This is a genomic window from Peribacillus frigoritolerans, assembly GCF_004358755.1.
Classification (GTDB): domain Bacteria; phylum Bacillota; class Bacilli; order Bacillales; family Bacillaceae; genus Bacillus_P.
Map to the genome: position 1 here is coordinate 836,666 of NZ_SMZY01000003.1, position 17,639 is coordinate 854,304.

At 41.3% G+C, this 17,639-nt stretch carries 17 protein-coding genes and 1 tRNA gene; 1 reads left to right on the plus strand and 17 read right to left on the minus strand.

What is annotated here, in order from left to right:
- Window positions 1-240: 240 nt before the first annotated feature.
- The 13 genes from E2R53_RS17530 to E2R53_RS17590 all read right to left on the minus strand — a co-directional run bounded on the left by E2R53_RS17530 (window position 241) and on the right by E2R53_RS17590 (window position 13,253).
- Window positions 241-1,695, minus strand: a complete 1,455-nt coding sequence (locus tag E2R53_RS17530; protein ID WP_286166269.1) for a peptidoglycan DD-metalloendopeptidase family protein — start codon at window positions 1,693-1,695, stop codon at window positions 241-243.
- Window positions 1,696-1,976: 281 nt separating this feature from the next.
- Window positions 1,977-2,049 (minus strand) — tRNA-Phe (locus E2R53_RS17535).
- Between the two features lie 281 nt (window positions 2,050-2,330).
- Window positions 2,331-3,617: an adenylosuccinate synthase gene (locus E2R53_RS17540; RefSeq protein ID WP_133313011.1), complete on the minus strand. Its 1,287-nt coding sequence runs from the start codon at window positions 3,615-3,617 to the stop codon at window positions 2,331-2,333.
- Between the two features lie 801 nt (window positions 3,618-4,418).
- Window positions 4,419-5,783, minus strand: a complete 1,365-nt coding sequence (dnaB, locus tag E2R53_RS17545) for a replicative DNA helicase (protein ID WP_070878898.1) — start codon at window positions 5,781-5,783, stop codon at window positions 4,419-4,421.
- A gap of 208 nt (window positions 5,784-5,991) precedes the next feature.
- On the minus strand, window positions 5,992-6,441 hold the full coding sequence (rplI, locus tag E2R53_RS17550) for a 50S ribosomal protein L9 (RefSeq protein WP_133313013.1): 450 nt from the start codon (window positions 6,439-6,441) through the stop codon (window positions 5,992-5,994).
- On the minus strand, window positions 6,438-8,417 hold the full coding sequence (locus E2R53_RS17555; protein ID WP_133313015.1) for a DHH family phosphoesterase: 1,980 nt from the start codon (window positions 8,415-8,417) through the stop codon (window positions 6,438-6,440). Before E2R53_RS17555 ends, rplI begins: the two co-directional genes overlap by 4 nt.
- Before the next feature lie 95 nt (window positions 8,418-8,512).
- The gene (locus E2R53_RS17560; protein WP_133313017.1) at window positions 8,513-9,442 is read right to left on the minus strand and encodes a YybS family protein; all 930 of its coding nucleotides are present in this window, start codon (window positions 9,440-9,442) and stop codon (window positions 8,513-8,515) included.
- 148 nt (window positions 9,443-9,590) lie between these two features.
- Window positions 9,591-9,830: a 30S ribosomal protein S18 gene (rpsR, locus tag E2R53_RS17565; RefSeq protein ID WP_029282950.1), complete on the minus strand. Its 240-nt coding sequence runs from the start codon at window positions 9,828-9,830 to the stop codon at window positions 9,591-9,593.
- Window positions 9,831-9,873: 43 nt separating this feature from the next.
- On the minus strand, window positions 9,874-10,410 hold the full coding sequence (gene ssb, locus E2R53_RS17570; protein WP_133313019.1) for a single-stranded DNA-binding protein: 537 nt from the start codon (window positions 10,408-10,410) through the stop codon (window positions 9,874-9,876).
- 39 nt (window positions 10,411-10,449) lie between these two features.
- Window positions 10,450-10,737 (minus strand): 30S ribosomal protein S6, encoded by a 288-nt coding sequence (gene rpsF / locus E2R53_RS17575; protein ID WP_070878903.1) that lies wholly within the window; start codon window positions 10,735-10,737, stop codon window positions 10,450-10,452.
- Window positions 10,738-10,849: 112 nt separating this feature from the next.
- Complete coding sequence (gene ychF, locus E2R53_RS17580) at window positions 10,850-11,950, minus strand: redox-regulated ATPase YchF (RefSeq protein WP_133313020.1); 1,101 nt, start codon at window positions 11,948-11,950, stop codon at window positions 10,850-10,852.
- Window positions 11,951-12,165: 215 nt separating this feature from the next.
- Complete coding sequence (locus E2R53_RS17585; RefSeq protein WP_070878905.1) at window positions 12,166-12,363, minus strand: DUF951 domain-containing protein; 198 nt, start codon at window positions 12,361-12,363, stop codon at window positions 12,166-12,168.
- Window positions 12,360-13,253, minus strand: coding sequence for a mechanosensitive ion channel family protein (locus E2R53_RS17590; protein ID WP_435796796.1), 894 nt, complete (start codon window positions 13,251-13,253; stop codon window positions 12,360-12,362). The genes E2R53_RS17585 and E2R53_RS17590 overlap by 4 nt, the downstream gene beginning before the upstream one ends.
- 179 nt (window positions 13,254-13,432) lie before the next feature.
- Here E2R53_RS17590 and yyaC point away from each other — a divergent pair, with 179 nt between their 5' ends.
- Window positions 13,433-14,056, plus strand: a complete 624-nt coding sequence (gene yyaC / locus E2R53_RS17595) for a spore protease YyaC (protein WP_133313112.1) — start codon at window positions 13,433-13,435, stop codon at window positions 14,054-14,056.
- On the opposite strand, the gene E2R53_RS17600 is transcribed toward yyaC, so the two are convergent.
- The 4 genes from E2R53_RS17600 to noc all read right to left on the minus strand — a co-directional run bounded on the left by E2R53_RS17600 (window position 14,053) and on the right by noc (window position 17,577).
- Window positions 14,053-14,754 carry a DUF554 domain-containing protein gene (locus E2R53_RS17600; protein ID WP_133313021.1) on the minus strand — a complete coding sequence of 234 codons (702 nt, stop codon included), beginning with the start codon at window positions 14,752-14,754 and terminating at the stop codon, window positions 14,053-14,055. The genes yyaC and E2R53_RS17600 overlap by 4 nt on opposite strands.
- 146 nt (window positions 14,755-14,900) lie before the next feature.
- Window positions 14,901-15,755 carry a ParB/RepB/Spo0J family partition protein gene (locus tag E2R53_RS17605; protein ID WP_133313023.1) on the minus strand — a complete coding sequence of 285 codons (855 nt, stop codon included), beginning with the start codon at window positions 15,753-15,755 and terminating at the stop codon, window positions 14,901-14,903.
- Entirely contained in the window at window positions 15,748-16,509 is a 762-nt protein-coding gene (locus E2R53_RS17610) for a ParA family protein (RefSeq protein WP_133313025.1), read from the minus strand. The genes E2R53_RS17605 and E2R53_RS17610 overlap by 8 nt, the downstream gene beginning before the upstream one ends.
- A 201-nt stretch (window positions 16,510-16,710) precedes the next feature.
- Complete coding sequence (gene noc, locus E2R53_RS17615) at window positions 16,711-17,577, minus strand: nucleoid occlusion protein (RefSeq protein ID WP_133313027.1); 867 nt, start codon at window positions 17,575-17,577, stop codon at window positions 16,711-16,713.
- Between the last annotated feature and the right edge of the window lie 62 nt (window positions 17,578-17,639).

A 17,639-nucleotide genomic window follows, 5' to 3' on the forward strand; every position in this document is an offset into this window, starting at 1 on the left:
ACATTAGGTGTTTCTTTCCTTATTCTTAATTTACCACTTCTACTAAACAGATTCACCTTTTCAAGGCGTATTTCTTTTTAGCTATTTCCTAAATGTGCTGCGGTAAAACAGCTGCAGCGTGAAAAGAGGTTCATCATGAACTATTGAAAACTTACTGCTAAAAATTATTTCATGCAGTAAAGACAAAAACCCGGCATTTTGCCGAGCTGAAATAAGGAAAACCTCTAGCAAAGCTAGAGGTTATTTTTTCAAGTAATTAAGCGGATTTTTCAAGCTTCCATTTTGGTAAACTTCGAAATGCAAATGAACGCCTGTTGAACGTCCAGTAGATCCCATTACACCAATTTTTTGGCCTTGGGATACAGTTTGACCTACAGAGACAGAAATAGAGTTTAGATGTGCGTAAACTGTTTTCATGCCATTGCCGTGGTCAATCTCGACTTTGTTTCCATATGCGCCTGAATTTGCTGCATAAACAATTTTCCCATTATCGGCAGCTTTAATCTTACGATCACTTACACCTGCGATATCTATTCCTTTATGCATTTTGCCCCAGCGGGTTCCAAGCTTGCTTGTTACAGTTCCGCCGACAGCAGGCCATGCTAAAGATCCGTTGCCGCGTGAAGGAACGACTTTCGTGCCTTTAACGATAATTTCTTTTACCGGCTCAGTCAGTGTTTCATCCTTTGTTGTATCACGTTTCACTTCATTGCCGTTTTCTTTATAAACAATATAATTTAAGAGCTTTTGACCGTCTTTGCCTTCTTGTTTCGTTTTCTTGTCGCCTTTGAACATAGAAGAATCTTCGATCACTTCTGTTTCATAGGCAATTGCTTCTTTCTTAGATACTTCTTCTTTTACAAGAACATTTGTAAATGGTTTATACTCTTTTACATTCAGTTCGTCACCAGGTTTAATGACATCTTCATCTTCTAAACTTGGATTGAGTGCAAGAAGTTCTTCTACAGTAAGTTTATATTCAGAAGCTACTGTACTGAGTACATCGGCACCACCGACTTTGTGTTTTTTCTCTTCAAGTGTTCCTTTTTCTAATAGCTTTAAGCCTTCCTCGGCCGTAATCAGCTTATCGGGAGAAACTTTTTCTTCTGAAACTGAAACTTTATCAGAAAAGGAAACGTCTAATATACGAGATTGATTTTCTTTAATAGGCTGCAGAGGCACGGTGGAATCTTTCATCGTATCAAGCTGCTTTAAAACGTCCTCGGAAACATATTTGCCTTTAAATTTATTCAATACACTTTCGGCTTCTTCTTTATTTTTGAAGTAAGCAACGTTTTGATCGTCTACTTTAATGGCTGCAGCTTCTGCTACAACATCCATTTCTGCATTGAGCTTATTTACTGTTTCTTCGTTGTTTGAAACAGGACGAAACATTTGCTCAGGGATCATTTCAATTTCTTCAACCGTTAATTGATAATCTTTATAGTTCTTTTTGGCCTCTTCAACTTTCTGCTTTGAAAGGTCATCAATTAACTGCTGACTGTCGACTGTACCAATTCTTTCTCCATCTAAATAAACATGATATACCGTTTCAAGCTTTTCTTCCGCAGATGCAGATCCAATGCCAAATGACAGTGCTCCGGCAATTCCCAAACTAAAAAAAGCCTTCTTCATTATGCTGTTTTTTGTATACTGAACGTTGTTTCCAACGAATCCATTTATGCGCTTAAACACGATTTAATTTCCTCCCAATTAACCACTGCTAAGTACTTTATCTATCATTTTATAAGCAAATAGTTCTATTTCGACAAAATTCTATTTTTTTACCACTATATTAAATTAGCATATTATCAGAAAATTACCTAGTCATTTTGCAAAATGTAACATTTCTGTATTATTGGTGACATAATTTACTGTTTCCTGTAAATATATGCCCATACAAGCAGGATTTCTCATACTGCAAAGGTAACAAAATAAAAAGACATGCATCCTAAAAGGATCATGTCTTTTTTGAGTGGCTCGGGACGGAATCGAACCGCCGACACAAGGATTTTCAGTCCTTTGCTCTACCGACTGAGCTACCGAGCCATGTTTATGTAATCTTTTCACAATGTTATGTAAAACGTTGTTTAACACCGGACCTTTATTATTATAATTCATGATTCGCGGAAATACAAGGAAATTATTTAATATAAAGAAACTCGTTAAAGGGTAATGCAGGAGATACTGATAGAATCACTATTTAAACTGATAGAAACTGTTTTTCACTTATAGAACTTTACAATGATCATAGATGATGTACTTGAGTATCTTCGGCAGTACTGCAATCTAAAAAAAACGAAAGGAGACAAGCCCCTTTCGTTTTTTGCTTAGCTATATACGCTTCTTACAACGTTTGTTTGTGTTCTGTCAGGTCCCACTGAGAATACTGAAAGAGGGATGCCTGTAAGCTGTGATACACGCTCGATGTAGTTACGTGCGTTTTGTGGAAGCTCGCCAAGGTCACGGACGCCTGTGATGTCTTCTGTCCAGCCTGGAAGCTCTTCATAGACAGGCTCACACTCAGCAAGTACTTTAAGGCTTGCAGGGAAAGATTCCATGATTTCGCCTTTGTATTTGTATGCTGTACAAATCTTCAATGTTTCGATGCCAGTTAAAACATCAATGGAGTTTAATGATAAATCGGTAATTCCGCTGACACGGCGTGCATGACGGACAACAACGCTGTCAAACCAGCCTACGCGGCGTGCGCGGCCTGTAGTTGTACCGTATTCACGGCCGACTTCGCGGATATGATGTCCGATTTCGTTATCGAGTTCAGTAGGAAACGGGCCGTCTCCAACACGTGTTGTGTATGCTTTAGAAACACCGACAACATGGTTGATTTTCGTTGGTCCTACACCAGAACCGATTGTTACTCCTCCCGCTACCGGGTTTGAAGAAGTAACAAATGGATACGTACCTTGATCGATATCAAGCATAACGCCCTGAGCACCTTCAAATAATACGCGTCTGCCTCCGTCAAGAGCATCATTCAAAACAACAGCTGTGTCGCAAACGTACTTCTTGAACTGCTGACCATACTCATAGTACTCATCAAGGATTTCTTCAATCGTAAATCCTTCTGTTTCGTAGTACTTTTCAAGCATGCGGTTCTTTTCTTCAAGGTTTCTAGTTAATTTTTCTTCGAAAGCCTCACGGTCCAATAAGTCAGCGATGCGGATTCCTACGCGTGCTGCCTTGTCCATGTATGCAGGGCCGATTCCTTTTTTAGTCGTACCGATCTTGTTGGCGCCTTTGCGTTCTTCTTCTACTTCATCAAGTTTTAAATGGTAAGGAAGAATAACATGCGCACGATTGCTGATGCGAAGATTGTCTGTGCTTACTCCGCGCTCATGAAGATAAGCAAGCTCCGTAATAAGAGCTTTCGGGTCTACTACCATTCCATTGCCGATTACACAGGTCTTTTCACTGTAAAAGATACCTGATGGAATTAAGTGGAGCTTATATGTTTCACCGTTAAATTTTATCGTATGTCCAGCGTTATTCCCGCCTTGATAACGAGCGATAACCTCTGCATTTTCTGAAAGGAAGTCGGTAATCTTTCCTTTACCTTCATCTCCCCATTGTGTTCCAACTACTACTACTGAAGACATTAATGTGCACCTCCGGTTTTTTGCAACTCTTTCTCTTTTCGCACGATCAAACAAGCTAATTTTACCAGCAAACGAATCGAAAGTCAACGAAAAGACGAACATTAATAAGATTACATTTTAATTTCGTTCGTAATAAATCGTGATTGTGATTGATTTTGTTCATCTTTACATAGATTCCCCTCGTTTTAGGCTTTCATTCCAGAGGGAAGGATGTGTGCCGTAGTTTGGAGAGCGTTTGACAATTGTAGTTGTAATAATAAGTGGAGATCTGTTCTTATATAAGTGGGTCATAACCAAGTTTACAGCACATTATCATGGCGCCTGCATAAGATAAGTGCTCCATGATCGCATTTGCAGCACTTAATGTGGGTTACAGCATGTGGGGAAGTGCTTCATAACCGAGTTTGAGACACTTAATGTGGGTTACAACACGTGGGAAGTGTTTCATAACTGAGTTTGCTACACTTTATGTATGTTACAACACGTGGGAAGTGTTTCATAACTGAGTTTGCTACACTTTATGTAGGTTACAACACGTGGGAAGTGCCTCATAACCCAGTTTGCAGCACTTAATGTAAGCTACAACAACAGTTTAGTGCTTCATTACCGAATTTACAGCACTTAATGTAAGCTACAACAACAGTTTAGTGCTTCATTACCCAGTTTGCAGCACATTATCAGGGCGCAACACCGAGAAAAGTGCTCCACAACTCAATTCACTGCACTATCACCTAAATAAATCCCCTATCATCGCTTATCATCATCTATCTCCACAAAAAAAAGCTGTCTGCAGCGACAGCTCTAAGCACCTGGCGGAACGCCGGCATCATCGAATCGCCGTTCCAGGTTAACGAATTTATTGTATTCTTTTACGAAAGCAAGACTGACCGTTCCGACTGGACCGTTACGCTGTTTTGCAATGATAATTTCGATAATATTTTTATTTTCGGATTCCTTGTCGTAGTAATCATCACGATATAAGAAAGCAACAATATCCGCATCCTGCTCGATACTTCCTGATTCACGGATATCTGACATCATAGGACGCTTGTCCTGACGCTGCTCAACTCCGCGTGATAGCTGGGATAAGGCGATAACAGGCACTTTTAATTCCCTTGCGAGCGACTTAAGTGTCCTGGAAATTTCAGATACTTCCTGCTGACGGTTATCTTTATTTCGTCCGCTTCCCTGAATCAGCTGCAGATAGTCAATCAGAATCATGCCAAGGCCGCTTTCCTGTTTAAGGCGCCGGCATTTTGCACGGATTTCGCTTACCCGGATACCTGGTGTATCATCAATAAATATCCCTGAATCCGACAAGCTTCCCATCGCCATGGTGAGCTTGCCCCAGTCTTCCGGAGTTAAGTTACCAGTACGCAAATTCTGTGCATTAATATTGCCTTCTGCACAAAGCATCCTCATGACAAGCTGATCTGCCCCCATCTCAAGACTGAAGATCGCGACGTTTTCATCTGTTTTCGTGGCCACGTTTTGCGCGATATTCAAGGCAAAAGCGGTCTTACCAACTGACGGACGGGCAGCTACGATAATCAGATCATTTCGCTGAAATCCCGCTGTCATTCTGTCGAGCTCTGTAAAGCCCGTGGCTATTCCGGTAATGTCGCCTTTTCTTGTGTGGAGCAATTCAATGTTATCGTACGTTTGAACAAGAACATCTTTAATATTCTGGAAAGCTCCTGCGTTTTTCCGCTGTGAGACCTCCATGATGTTTTTTTCTGCTTCATTTAATAAAACATCCACTTCATCTTCACGGGAATAACCGTCTTGAGCAATCGTTGTAGCTGTTCGGATCAATCTCCGCAAAATCGACTTCTCTTCTACGATTCTTCCGTAATATTCGATATTGGCAGCAGTCGGTACCGCATTTGCCAAATCACTTAAATAAGATACTCCGCCGATTTCCTCTAATAAATTGGCATCCGCAAGCTCGGAGGTTACTGTTACTAAGTCAACAGGCTCCCCTTTATCCGCAAGCTTCAGCATCACATTGTAAATCTTCTGATGAGATGCTCTGTAAAAATCTTCTGGAATCAGAATTTCAGAAGCGGTGATTAAAGATGCGGGTTCTAGAAAAATCGCTCCGAGTACAGCTTGCTCCGCCTCAATATTTTGCGGGGGAATCCGATCATCAAACATTTCATTCATGATGATCACCGTCCTTTTAGTTTAATTAAAAAAGTGTAAGCGCCTTGGTCAGCGCAGGCATGGCAGATAAGGATCCGACAGAAAGTCTGGATTGGACTTTTTTGCGGAGCCGTTCTGACCGAGAAGTCAGGCGCTTTTGCTGGATAAGAAAAAATGTGATGCTGCGAAAAGAAGCAGCATCCATTCACACATCACATTTTACATATGATTATTTTTGTTCTGTTACATGCACCTTAACAGTGGCTGTTACTTCCGGATGCAGTTTTACCGGCACATTTGTATAACCTAGAGCACGGATCGCATCTGGAAGGTCAATTTTACGTTTATCCACTTTATGGCCATGGGATTTCAGGAGCTCATCAGCAATTTGCTTGCTTGTAATGGATCCGAATAAGCGGCCGCCCTCGCCTGATTTCGCCTTAAGCTCAACCGTTAAGCTTTCTAGCGTTTCTTTTAGCTCCACAGATTTTGCAAGCTCTGCTGCAGCTTCTTTTTCTTCTTTATTCTTTTGGCCTTGAAGCTTGCTGATTTCTGCCTGATTGGCCTCAATCGCAAGTCCTTGCTTAATTAAAAAGTTATGTGCGTAGCCGTCAGCTACATTTTTGACTTCCCCTTTTTTTCCTTTACCTTTTACATCTTTTAAGAAAATAACTTTCACGACTTAGTTCCTCCTTCTAAATACTCTTCAATCGCATGTTTTAATCTATCTTCCGCTTCAAGCAGCGATATATGCTCAAGCTGTGTAGCGGCATTTGTGAGGTGACCTCCGCCGTCTAAGGCTTCCATGATCAGCTGCACATTGATATCCCCAAGGGAACGGGCACTAATGCCGATTGTGTGCTCATTTCTTCTTGCAAGAACGAATGACGCCACCACACCGCTCATTGCCAAGAGCGTATCTGCTGTTTGAGCAATGATGACCTGATCAAAATAGTCCTCTGAATCAGCATCTGATTTTGCAATGGCGATGCCATCTTTAAGCATATTGGTATTTTGAATGATCTTTGACCGCTTTACATAGTGATCAATATCTTCTCTCATGAATTTTTGCACGAGAATCGTGTCAGCGCCTTTAGATCTTAAATAAGAGGCTGCATCAAATGTACGGGAACCCGTTCTGAGAGTAAAGCTTTTTGTATCCACTATAATCCCCGCGAGCAAGGATGTCGCTTCAATCATGTTCATTTTCAAACGTTTTGTCTGATATTCCAGGAGTTCTGTCACAAGCTCTGCTGTTGAAGAGGCATAAGGCTCCATATAAACGAGCAAAGGATCCTTTATGAACTCCTCACCCCGGCGGTGATGATCAATCACAACAACATTGTCGACTTTATTCAGCAGCTTTTCATCGATGACAAGCGAAGGTTTATGGGTGTCCACAACAATCAGAACGGTGTCATCTGTTGAGATTTCCAGAGCTTCCTCTCTTGTAATAAAACGGGACCACAAATCTGAATGCTGCCTTACTTCCTGAATCAGCCGCTGCACGCCTGTATCAATCTCATTTTGATCAAGAACAATAAAACCTTCTTTTTCATTGACCTGAGCTACTTTCAGGATGCCGATGGCTGAGCCTATTGAATCCATATCAGGGTATTTATGTCCCATAATGATGACTTTGTCGCTTTCTGAAATGATTTCAGTCAGCGCATGCGAGATAACCCTTGCACGCACTCTCGTTCTTTTTTCCATCGGATTCGTCTTGCCGCCATAGAACTTCACTTTTCCGTTCGTCTGCTTAATGGCAACCTGATCTCCGCCGCGTCCCAGTGCGAGATCAAGACTTGATTGAGCCAAATCCCCAAGCTCAGTAAGAGACGGCACACCGGAGCCTATACCGATGCTCAATGTGAGGGATATATTTTGAACTGTCGTCTGTTCTCTTACTTCGTCAAGAATCGAAAACTTTCCTTTTTCAAGCTTTATTAAAATATTTTCATTAAGAATGGCCATGAACCGCTCTGATGACGTTCTTTTCAGGAAGATGCCATTGTCTGTTGCCCATTTATTCAGCAATGAGGTTACTTGACTGTTAATGGTGCTTTTAGTCTGATCATCCAGGCCTTGAGTGACTTCATCATAATTATCCAGAAAAATAAGGGCAAGCACTGTGCGCTCATCCTCATACTGCTTTTCAATTTCTGTCTGCTCGGTTACATCAAAGAAATACAGCAGTCTTTCCTCGCGCTTGATGATGACTTTAAACTTCCGTTCGTGGAGAGTAATGGTTTCCGTATCAACCTCCTGCTTCACAAGGGGTACCAGTGACTCGGCTACATCATACATCGACCTGCCGACCAATGTGTCTTCATGAAAGCAGGAAGTCAGAAACGGATTTGTCCATTCAATATGGTAATGTTCGTTAAATAGCATAATTCCGATTGGCATTTCCATTAAAGCTTCTTCTCCAACCCGTTTTAAACGGTAAGAGAGAGTAGAAATGTAGGTTTCCATCGCGCTCTTAAGCTTTTTATCGGCAATTTTCAAAAGAAATAAGATCCCGCCTAATAGAAAGACGCCGGCAACGCCGAGCATCCATTGATAATAAAAGACAATGATGATGGCAATCGCGGTCAGTCCGATTAAGGCAAATAGGGGATACCTGATAAACGGTTTTTCATAAAAACTGGGCATTTTTGTTTCAGCTCCTCAAACAACAGTGAAACATACGAAAGATTACGGCTTACTCCTGCTGCGCACTGTATGAATCTAGTTTATGCGCAATTGTGCTATTTCTTCACGCGACCCCTTAAATTAAAAGCTAAATCAATTATACCTAAGATTCGCACAAGATACATCAGGATCGGCAGAATCAAAGAAAGAATGACCGCTGTAACTGGTATAGCTTTCGAATATTTTTTCACATGACTGTAAAAGAAAATAAAAGAGAAGCCCTGTACAACCAACAGCACCTGCAGAACAAACAGCAAGTTTACAGCAGCAATATAAAGAAAGCTTCCTGTATCCAGATTTAAAAATAATAAGAAACTGACAATCAAGTAATACCAGACAATGCTTGAAGGCAGTTTCCACTCTCGGAATGGCTTCAGCGGCATCAGCTGGATTTTCAGTCTTTTTAGGACGGGAACCGTCACAGCATGAGAAAGTAAAGCAAAGATAAAGGAAACACTTACAAGCAAACTTGGAATTAAGTAGCCTATGTACTTCATTTGCTCTTCTAATTGATTAATCGCTGCTTCATTTGCTTCTTGACCAATTGCAGCCATCATTGATTTTGCCATTTCAATCGTTTCATTCATGCCGCCTGTTGCTTCTTCAATTGGATCGATTTGAAAAAATGCCGCAGAGGCTGCATACATGACGACAAAGCTGATAAGAAATGCAATTGTGCCCCCGATCAAAGCGCCGGCTGTTTGCCTTTTCTGATAAAAGTAACCCATTACGATTCCGCTCAGGGCATATGTTAAAGTTAATGGCAAAGCAAACAAAGAACCAACTATCAACGTAATAAAGATCGAAGCGGCCATTAAAGTCAAAGCAGCTTTGATCCCATGTCTCACCGTATAAAGGATAAACGGCAATGGCAAAAAGACCATTAAAAATGCCCCGAACAGCGGCAGATAAAGTGTCATCAATGTTAATACAGTAAAGAGCGCAAGTAATATCGCACCTTCTGTCAGTACGTTAACCCTTTTCACAGTTTCACCTCTTTTATACTTCCAAGCTTATTTTAAATGAACCGTGTGTGACAAATCAAATGGATCAGAACACTTATCCTTTAATCCGCAAATAGATCTCAAAATAATAAAAAAGCAGCAAGGAATCCTCACTGCCTTTTTCATCTTATTATTCGCCAGATACGTATGGAAGTAAAGCCATTTGACGAGAGCGTTTAATAGCAATCGTTAATTTACGTTGGTATTTAGCGCTTGTTCCTGTTACACGACGAGGTAAGATTTTACCACGCTCAGAAACGAATTTTTTAAGCAAATCTACATCTTTGTAATCGATGTGAGTGATTCCGTGTGCAGTGAAGTAGCACACTTTACGACGTTTTGCACGTCCACCTTTGCGTCCGCCTGCCATAGTTATTTCCTCCTTCCATTATGAGATGCTCGTACTATATGTTTTAAAACGGTAAGTCATCATCAGAGATATCAATCGGCTTTCCATCATTAGCGAATGGATCGTCATCAAAGTTCGAACGGCCTTGATTACGCTGATTCTGATTTTGATTTTGGTTTTGACTGAATGGATTTTGCTGACCGCCTTGGCCGCCTTGTCCACCCTGGCCGCCGCCATAATAATTGTTGTTTCCGCCACCGCCGCCGCTGTTTCCACTGCCGCTTTTAGGTTCAAGAAACTGTACGCTTTCTGCAACCACTTCGGTTACATAAACACGTTTGCCAGTCTGGTCTTCATAGCTGCGCGATTGAAGACGTCCATCTACTCCTGCCAAACTTCCTTTTTTAAGGAAATTTGCAACATTTTCAGCCGGACGGCGCCATACGACGCAGTTAATGAAGTCCGCTTCTCTTTCACCCTGCTGGTTTGTGAAGGCGCGGTTTACAGCTAATGTAAAAGTAGCAACTGCTGCTCCAGCTGGTGTGTAGCGCAGTTCTGGATCTTTTGTTAGTCTGCCGACTAAAACAACCCGATTCATCATCAGAATCATCCTTTTTTAAAGATATCTAATCTATATGAATTACACTTCTTTTCTAGTTACCATGTGACGCATGATGTCTTCGCTGATTTTCGCTAAGCGGTCAAATTCTTGAACAGCTTCCGGCTTTGATGCTACTTGAAGAAGCATGTAGTAACCGTCACGCAAATCGTTGATTTCATAAGCAAGGCGACGTTTGCCCCACTCTTTTGTTTCTTCAACTTCCGCACCATTGTCAGCTAAGATCGTGTTGAAACGCTCAACAAGAGCTTTTTTAGCCTCATCTTCAATGTTTGGACGGATGATATACATGATTTCGTATTTATTCATCTCTTACACCTCCTTTTGGTCTAAACGGCCCTAAACGGGCAAGGAGCAATTAAACAATTCAATTACTCACAAGTTTAAATTATAGCAAACAAAACGACTTTAAGCAACCGAATTAAACATTAAAACGGAAATGAATGACGTCGCCATCTTTTACAATGTACTCTTTTCCTTCTAATCGCACTTTTCCTGCTTCTCGTGCAGCTCCCATCGTTCCTGCATTCAGCAGATCTTCATAGGAAACTGTTTCCGCGCGGATAAAGCCGCGTTCGAAGTCAGAGTGAATAACGCCGGCACATTGCGGAGCCTTCATTCCTTTTTTAAATGTCCACGCGCGGACTTCCTGTACACCCGCTGTGAAATATGTCGCAAGACCAAGAAGATTGTATGAAGCTTTAATAAGCTGATCAAGACCTGATTCTTCAATGCCAAGCTCTTCAAGGAACATTTCTTTTTCCTCTCCGTCAAGTTCAGCAATTTCAGACTCTATCTTCGCACATACAACAATCACTTCTGCTTTTTCATTTGCAGCAAATTCGCGAACTGCTTTTACATATTCATTATTAGAAGCATCAGCCACTTCATCTTCAGATACATTAGCTACATACAAAACAGGTTTGCTTGTAAGCAAATGAAGGTGCTTGACAATTTTCATCTGTTCATCCGTGAATTCCACTGAACGGGCAGGTTTGTCGTTTTCAAATGCATCTTTCAGCATTAACAGAACCTCGTGCTCATAAACAGCCTCTTTGTCTTTTTGCTTAGCAAGCTTGCCCACACGCTCAATACGCTTGTCTACAGACTCCAAATCCGCTAAAATCAACTCAAGATTGATCGTCTCAACGTCATCAATCGGATCTACTTTTCCTGAAACGTGAGTAATGTTGTCATCTGCGAAACAGCGTACAACGTGACAAATCGCATCTACTTGACGAATATGTGAAAGAAACTTGTTTCCAAGTCCTTCTCCTTTACTTGCACCCTTAACAATCCCTGCAATATCCGTAAATTCGAATGCAGTAGGAACTGTTTTCTTTGGTTTCACAAGATCTGTAAGCTTTTGAAGACGCTCATCCGGCACTTCTACAATCCCTACGTTAGGATCTATTGTACAGAACGGGTAGTTGGCAGATTCTGCACCAGCCTGTGTAATGGCGTTAAAAAGGGTTGACTTTCCTACGTTCGGAAGTCCAACAATACCAGCGGTTAAAGCCATGGTTATTTCCACTCCTCTATATGAACAATATATAATCGATTAATCCGAATTCTAACCAATCTTCAACAATTATAGATAGTAACGCATGAAATGACAAGCTTAAGAGGGGAGGTCGTGAATGGTTAAAATCTGTTTTAACCCACTAAAAAAAGGGGGAAACCAACCGAAAAACAAGGTTTCCTCCCTAAATAAACCAATTTTAATCCATAAAACATTTATTCTTCATGCTTGACCAATCTTTTTTTCATTTTCCGGGCGAAATCCCGTCTCGGAATCATCACGCTGTGAGCGCAGCCTTCGCATTTTATGCGGATATCCATGCCCATTCTGATGATTTTCCAGCGATTCGCACCGCATGGATGAGGTTTTTTCATTTCGACAACGTCATTTATGCCAAATTCCTTGTCCACTATTCACTCATCCTTTCCTTTTGTTTAGCACCCTCATCCTGCCTTGTGTACATAACCATGCGAGGGAATGGAATTTCAATGCCATGCTCATCAAGCCTCATCTTAATTTCTTTTCTCAGCACACGGGATATATGAAAATGCTTCATAGGAAGGACTTCACTGACTACCCGCAAGACAACTTCAGACGGACCTAGGTTTTGGACGCCAAGCAATTCAGGCGGTGCAACCATTTCTTCATATTTATCCGGCAGCTCAAGCAAGAGATCTTCAATGACTCTTTCCGCTTTCGGAATATCTCCCTCATACGCGATACTGACATCTACAAAAGCGACGCTGTTATTGACCGAGAAATTCGTCACTTCCGTAATATTTCCATTCGGAAGGATATTGATTTCCCCTGTCCAGCTCTTGATTTTTGTCGTACGAAGTCCAATTTCTTCTACCGTTCCTTCAAATTGGCCGACACGGATCATGTCGCCTACTGAAAACTGATCTTCAAAAATAATGAAGAATCCGGTAATGATGTCCCTGACTAAATTTTGTGCACCGAATCCGACAGCAAGCCCGACAATTCCCGCTCCCGCGAGCAGAGCCTTCACATCAAAACTCAGCGTCTCAAGAATCATCAGCAGGGCGACAAAATAAACGAGGTATGTCAGTACATTATCAAGCAGCTTGACCAGGGTATTTTCCCGGCGCTCTGAAATGCGGAGCGGCGACTTTGTTCTCAGCATGAAAATCTTCCCGATGACGACATTACCAACGCGAATCAGGATTGTTGCAAGAATCATAATGCCAATAATCTTCAGCAGACCTAGACCGAAATCCAGCCATAAATCTTCGTTAAGAAGAGAGGCACCCATTTTATCGATAAGCTTATTTATAAAATCCACATCAGATCAACCTTTCTTTTAGAAAGAAATACACGTTGCAATCATAAAGATAGGTTTTATTTTAACAACTTTTCAAAGCAATTTACAGTGCTTAGCAAAAACTCTTATTATCTCTTAAATATGTATAGATTTCTATATTCTTCCGTATACTGTTACTACTATATTGAAGGAGTGAAATGATGAATTTTAAATCCGGCTTTTTAAAACCGCAGCGTGACCGAATTTATTATGAAGATGAGCATGCGGCTGAACATTTATCATCAGAAATGAAACTCCTTCTTTCTGTACGGAAACCAATCGTAGTCCTGTGTATTGGCACAGACCGCTCAACCGGTGATTGTTTAGGTCCATTAGTAGGCACTAAGCTTATTGATGCCGGTCTTAAGCATTTTCATGTTTACGGAACGCTCGAGCATCCTGTGCATGCTGTTAACCTTGAAGAAACCATCCAAAAAATAGAACAAACGTTCGATAACCCGTTCATCCTGGCAATTGATGCATGCCTTGGAAGACTAAAAAGTGTAGGGAGTTTTCAGGTTGGAGCGGGTCCGATCAAGCCTGGCGCAGGTGTAAACAAAGTGCTTCCCGAAGTGGGAGACATTCATATTAATGGAATCGTCAACGTCAGCGGGTTTATGGAATTCTTTGTTCTGCAGAATACAAGACTGCATCTTGTTATGACAATGGCTTCTATTATTGCAAAAAGCATTATTCTAGCTGATCAGCAGATCGAACTTAAAAAAATCTCTACAAAGACGAAGAGCTCCTGGCTTAAACATGCCAAGGATGTGAACATCAACTAAACAATATTCATGAAAACAATAATGACTGTCACAACTGCCAGGCTCGGCAGCAGATTCGCTACACGGATTGCTTTTATGGCAAGCATATTGATTCCAATAGCAAAGATCAGGATCCCGCCAACAGCCGTAATCTCAGAAATGAGATCTTTAAGCAAAGAATCCGGTACATACTGATGAATCACATTCGCAAACAATGCGATGGCGCCTTCATAAATAAAAACAGGAACCGCTGAAAGAAGAACGCCGATGCCAAGCGTGCTTGAAAGAACCATGCTCGTAAAGCCATCAATCATGGACTTTGTGTACAAAATATCATGATCCTGTCTCAACCCGCTATCGAGAGAACCTACAATTGCCATGGCTCCAATGACAAAAATAAGGGTAGCTGACACAAAGCCTTGTGCAAAATCCCCGGTCTGATTTTTGCTCAGTTTTTTCTCAAGCCAATAACCCACTTGATGCAGTTTCTTCTCAATATCAATCGCTTCTCCAATGACAGCTCCAAAAACGAGACTGATAATCACAATAAACAGCTGTTCACTTTCCAGTGCCATATCAAGGCCTAATACCATCACAAAAAGACCTATGCCTGTCATGACTGTTTGTTTCATAGATTCCGGTATTCTGCGAAGCAATAAACCTAAAAGAGAGCCTATGATAATCCCAGCTGCATTTACTAAACTGCCTAATAACACCACTTAAATCCCTCTTTCCACTTAAAAGCGCTAGCATTCAGCTCCAGCAGGCCGCTCCTGTGACGGCAGGTAGGGCCTATGCTGAAGCTGGACATTTTTATCGTTTTTTAAAACATAAAAAGAAGCCATCTATGCTGTCAGATGGCCGCTTAAGATGATTGCTCAGCTTCAAGCAACTCTAAAATTCTTTCCAAATCCTCTTTTGAGAAAAATTCAATTTCGATTTTCCCTTTTTTCTTCTGCTGCTTAATCGTAACAGAAGTCCCGAAATATTCACGCAGGTAAGATTCTCTTTCTCTAATGAAAATGTCCTGACTGCCAGCTTTCTTTTTCGTTTCACGTGAAACATTTTCATTTAACTGCTGCACGAGGAGCTCAACTTGACGGACATTAAGCTGCTCTTTCATAATTTTTTCAGCTAAAGGCTTCAGCTTGTCTTTTTTCTTCAATCCGAGCAATGTTCTGCCATGGCCCATTGAGATCTTGCCTTCAGAAATAAGTGTTTGAATGTCTTCAGGAAGGGACAGTAATCTTAGATGATTGGCAATATGCGGTCTGCTTTTGCCCAGACGCCTCGCAAGCTCTTCTTGCGTAATATGCAAATGATCCAGCAGGGACTGGTAGGCTGCTGCTTCTTCGATTGGAGATAAATCTTCACGCTGAAGATTTTCAAGAAGGGCAAGCTCCATCATCTGCTGCTCTGAGAGCTCTCTTATGACGGCCGGCACTACCTGGAGGCCCGCTGCCTTTGCTGCGCGAAAACGGCGCTCGCCAACGACAATCTCATAGCCTTTAATACTTTTACGGACAATAATCGGCTGAAGAATCCCGTGCTGAAGGATGGATTCTTTCAGTTCTTCAATCGCTCCTGGCAAAAATGTTTTGCGGGGCTGATAAGGATTTGGACGCAGATCTTTGATTTTAATTTCCTGCAGCGTTTCGTCTTTGCTTACTTCCATATTCGTAAACAAAGCATTGATTCCTTTACCTAACCCTTTAGCCATTAACAACCACTTCCTTTGCCAATTCTAAGTATACGTCAGCGCCCCTTGAGCGCGGGTCATAAATAATAATCGGCTGTCCATGACTTGGTGCTTCGCTTAAACGGACGTTTCGGGGAATAATTGTTTTGTATACTTTATCGCGAAAATATTTTTTGACTTCTTCAATAACCTGAATTCCTAAATTGGTACGTGCATCAAGCATTGTTAAAAGAACGCCTTCTATCATTAAATCGGTATTTAAATGTTTTTGAACCAACCTCACAGTATTCAGCAGCTGACTCAATCCTTCAAGTGCATAATATTCGCATTGAACAGGAATCAGCACAGCATCTGAGGCTGTTAAGGCATTGATTGTCAGCAATCCTAAAGACGGAGGACAGTCAATAATCATATAATCATAATTATGTTTTACTTTTTCAAGCGCACGTTTCAGACGGACTTCTCTAGAAATGGTTGGCACAAGTTCAATTTCGGCACCCGCAAGCTGGATGGTAGCCGGAATTGCATCCAAATTTTCGACAGCAGTTGGCATAATGACTTCTGTTACATCGACATCATCAACTAAAATATCATAAACACAATGTTCTACATCGGCTTTTTCAATTCCTATACCGCTTGTCGCATTTCCTTGTGGGTCAACATCGACGAGAAGAACTCGTTTTCCTATATATGCTAAGCACGCACCAAGATTAACGGAAGTTGTCGTTTTTCCGACTCCGCCTTTCTGGTTCGCAATGGCAATAATTTTCCCCACAATGTCACCTGCTTTCACTAAACATGAACTCTATCATGCTCTCTATTTTATCATGAAACTTTGCCAATGGTTTGAACTTTTTTGCAATTTATAAAAATGCGCTTACATGTTAGAAAAGCGGAATCGCCTGGTTAGCGCAGGCAGACAGATTTTTATCATTTCGTTGACAAAGAAAAAACTCTCTACTGGAATGGTAGAGAGCTACTTTGGTATTTTTATAGTGAATTGAATGTATTCTTCAAATTCTTCTTCTTCAGCATTTATTTTTACGCCAGTATCCTGAACCATTGTCAAAGATTGACGGATGGTATTCATCGCAATACGGGTATCCCGGCTGAATGCTTTGCGTTTTGGTTTAGCTTTTGGGCTTGTTTTCTCAAGCATTTTGACCACGCGGTCTTCTGTTTGCTTGACGTTTAACTGCTTTTCAATGATTTCAGAGAGCAGTGTAATTTGCGGATCTGGTTTCTTCAAAGGAATAAGTGCTCTTGCATGTCTCTCTGTAATTTTCTTTTGGAGCAAGGCATCCTGAACTTCCTGAGGAAGCTTTAACAGCCTGAGTTTATTGGCAATGGTGGACTGTCCTTTTCCCAGACGCTGGGCAAGGGCCTCTTGAGTCAAGTCGTGAAGTTCCAGCAGCTTTGCGTAGGCAACAGCTTCTTCAATCGCTGAAAGCTCCTCTCGCTGAAGGTTCTCAATTAAAGCTACAGAAGCTGTTTCTGTGTCATTGAAATCCTTCACAATAGCTGGAATTTTTTCCCATCCGAGTTTTTGGACAGCTCTAAACCGTCTTTCCCCGGCAATAATTTCATATCTTCCATCAACCTGACGTACAACAATCGGCTGAATAATCCCGTGCGTACGTATCGTAAGCGATAACTCTTCTATTTTTTCATCCGCAAAAACTGTACGCGGCTGAAAGCGATTAGGCACGATTTCCTCCACGGAAATCTTTTTAACCTCATCAAATACTGAATCATCAATTTCTTCTGTTTCGATTACTGCTGTTTTTTCTGCTGTATCTTCTTTTTCTCCCAAACCGAAAAAACGAGAGAATGGATGCTTCATGAGCCTACACCACCTTTAGAAACTGCCATCATATTAATTCTCTTTCAAGTCTCTATATTCCT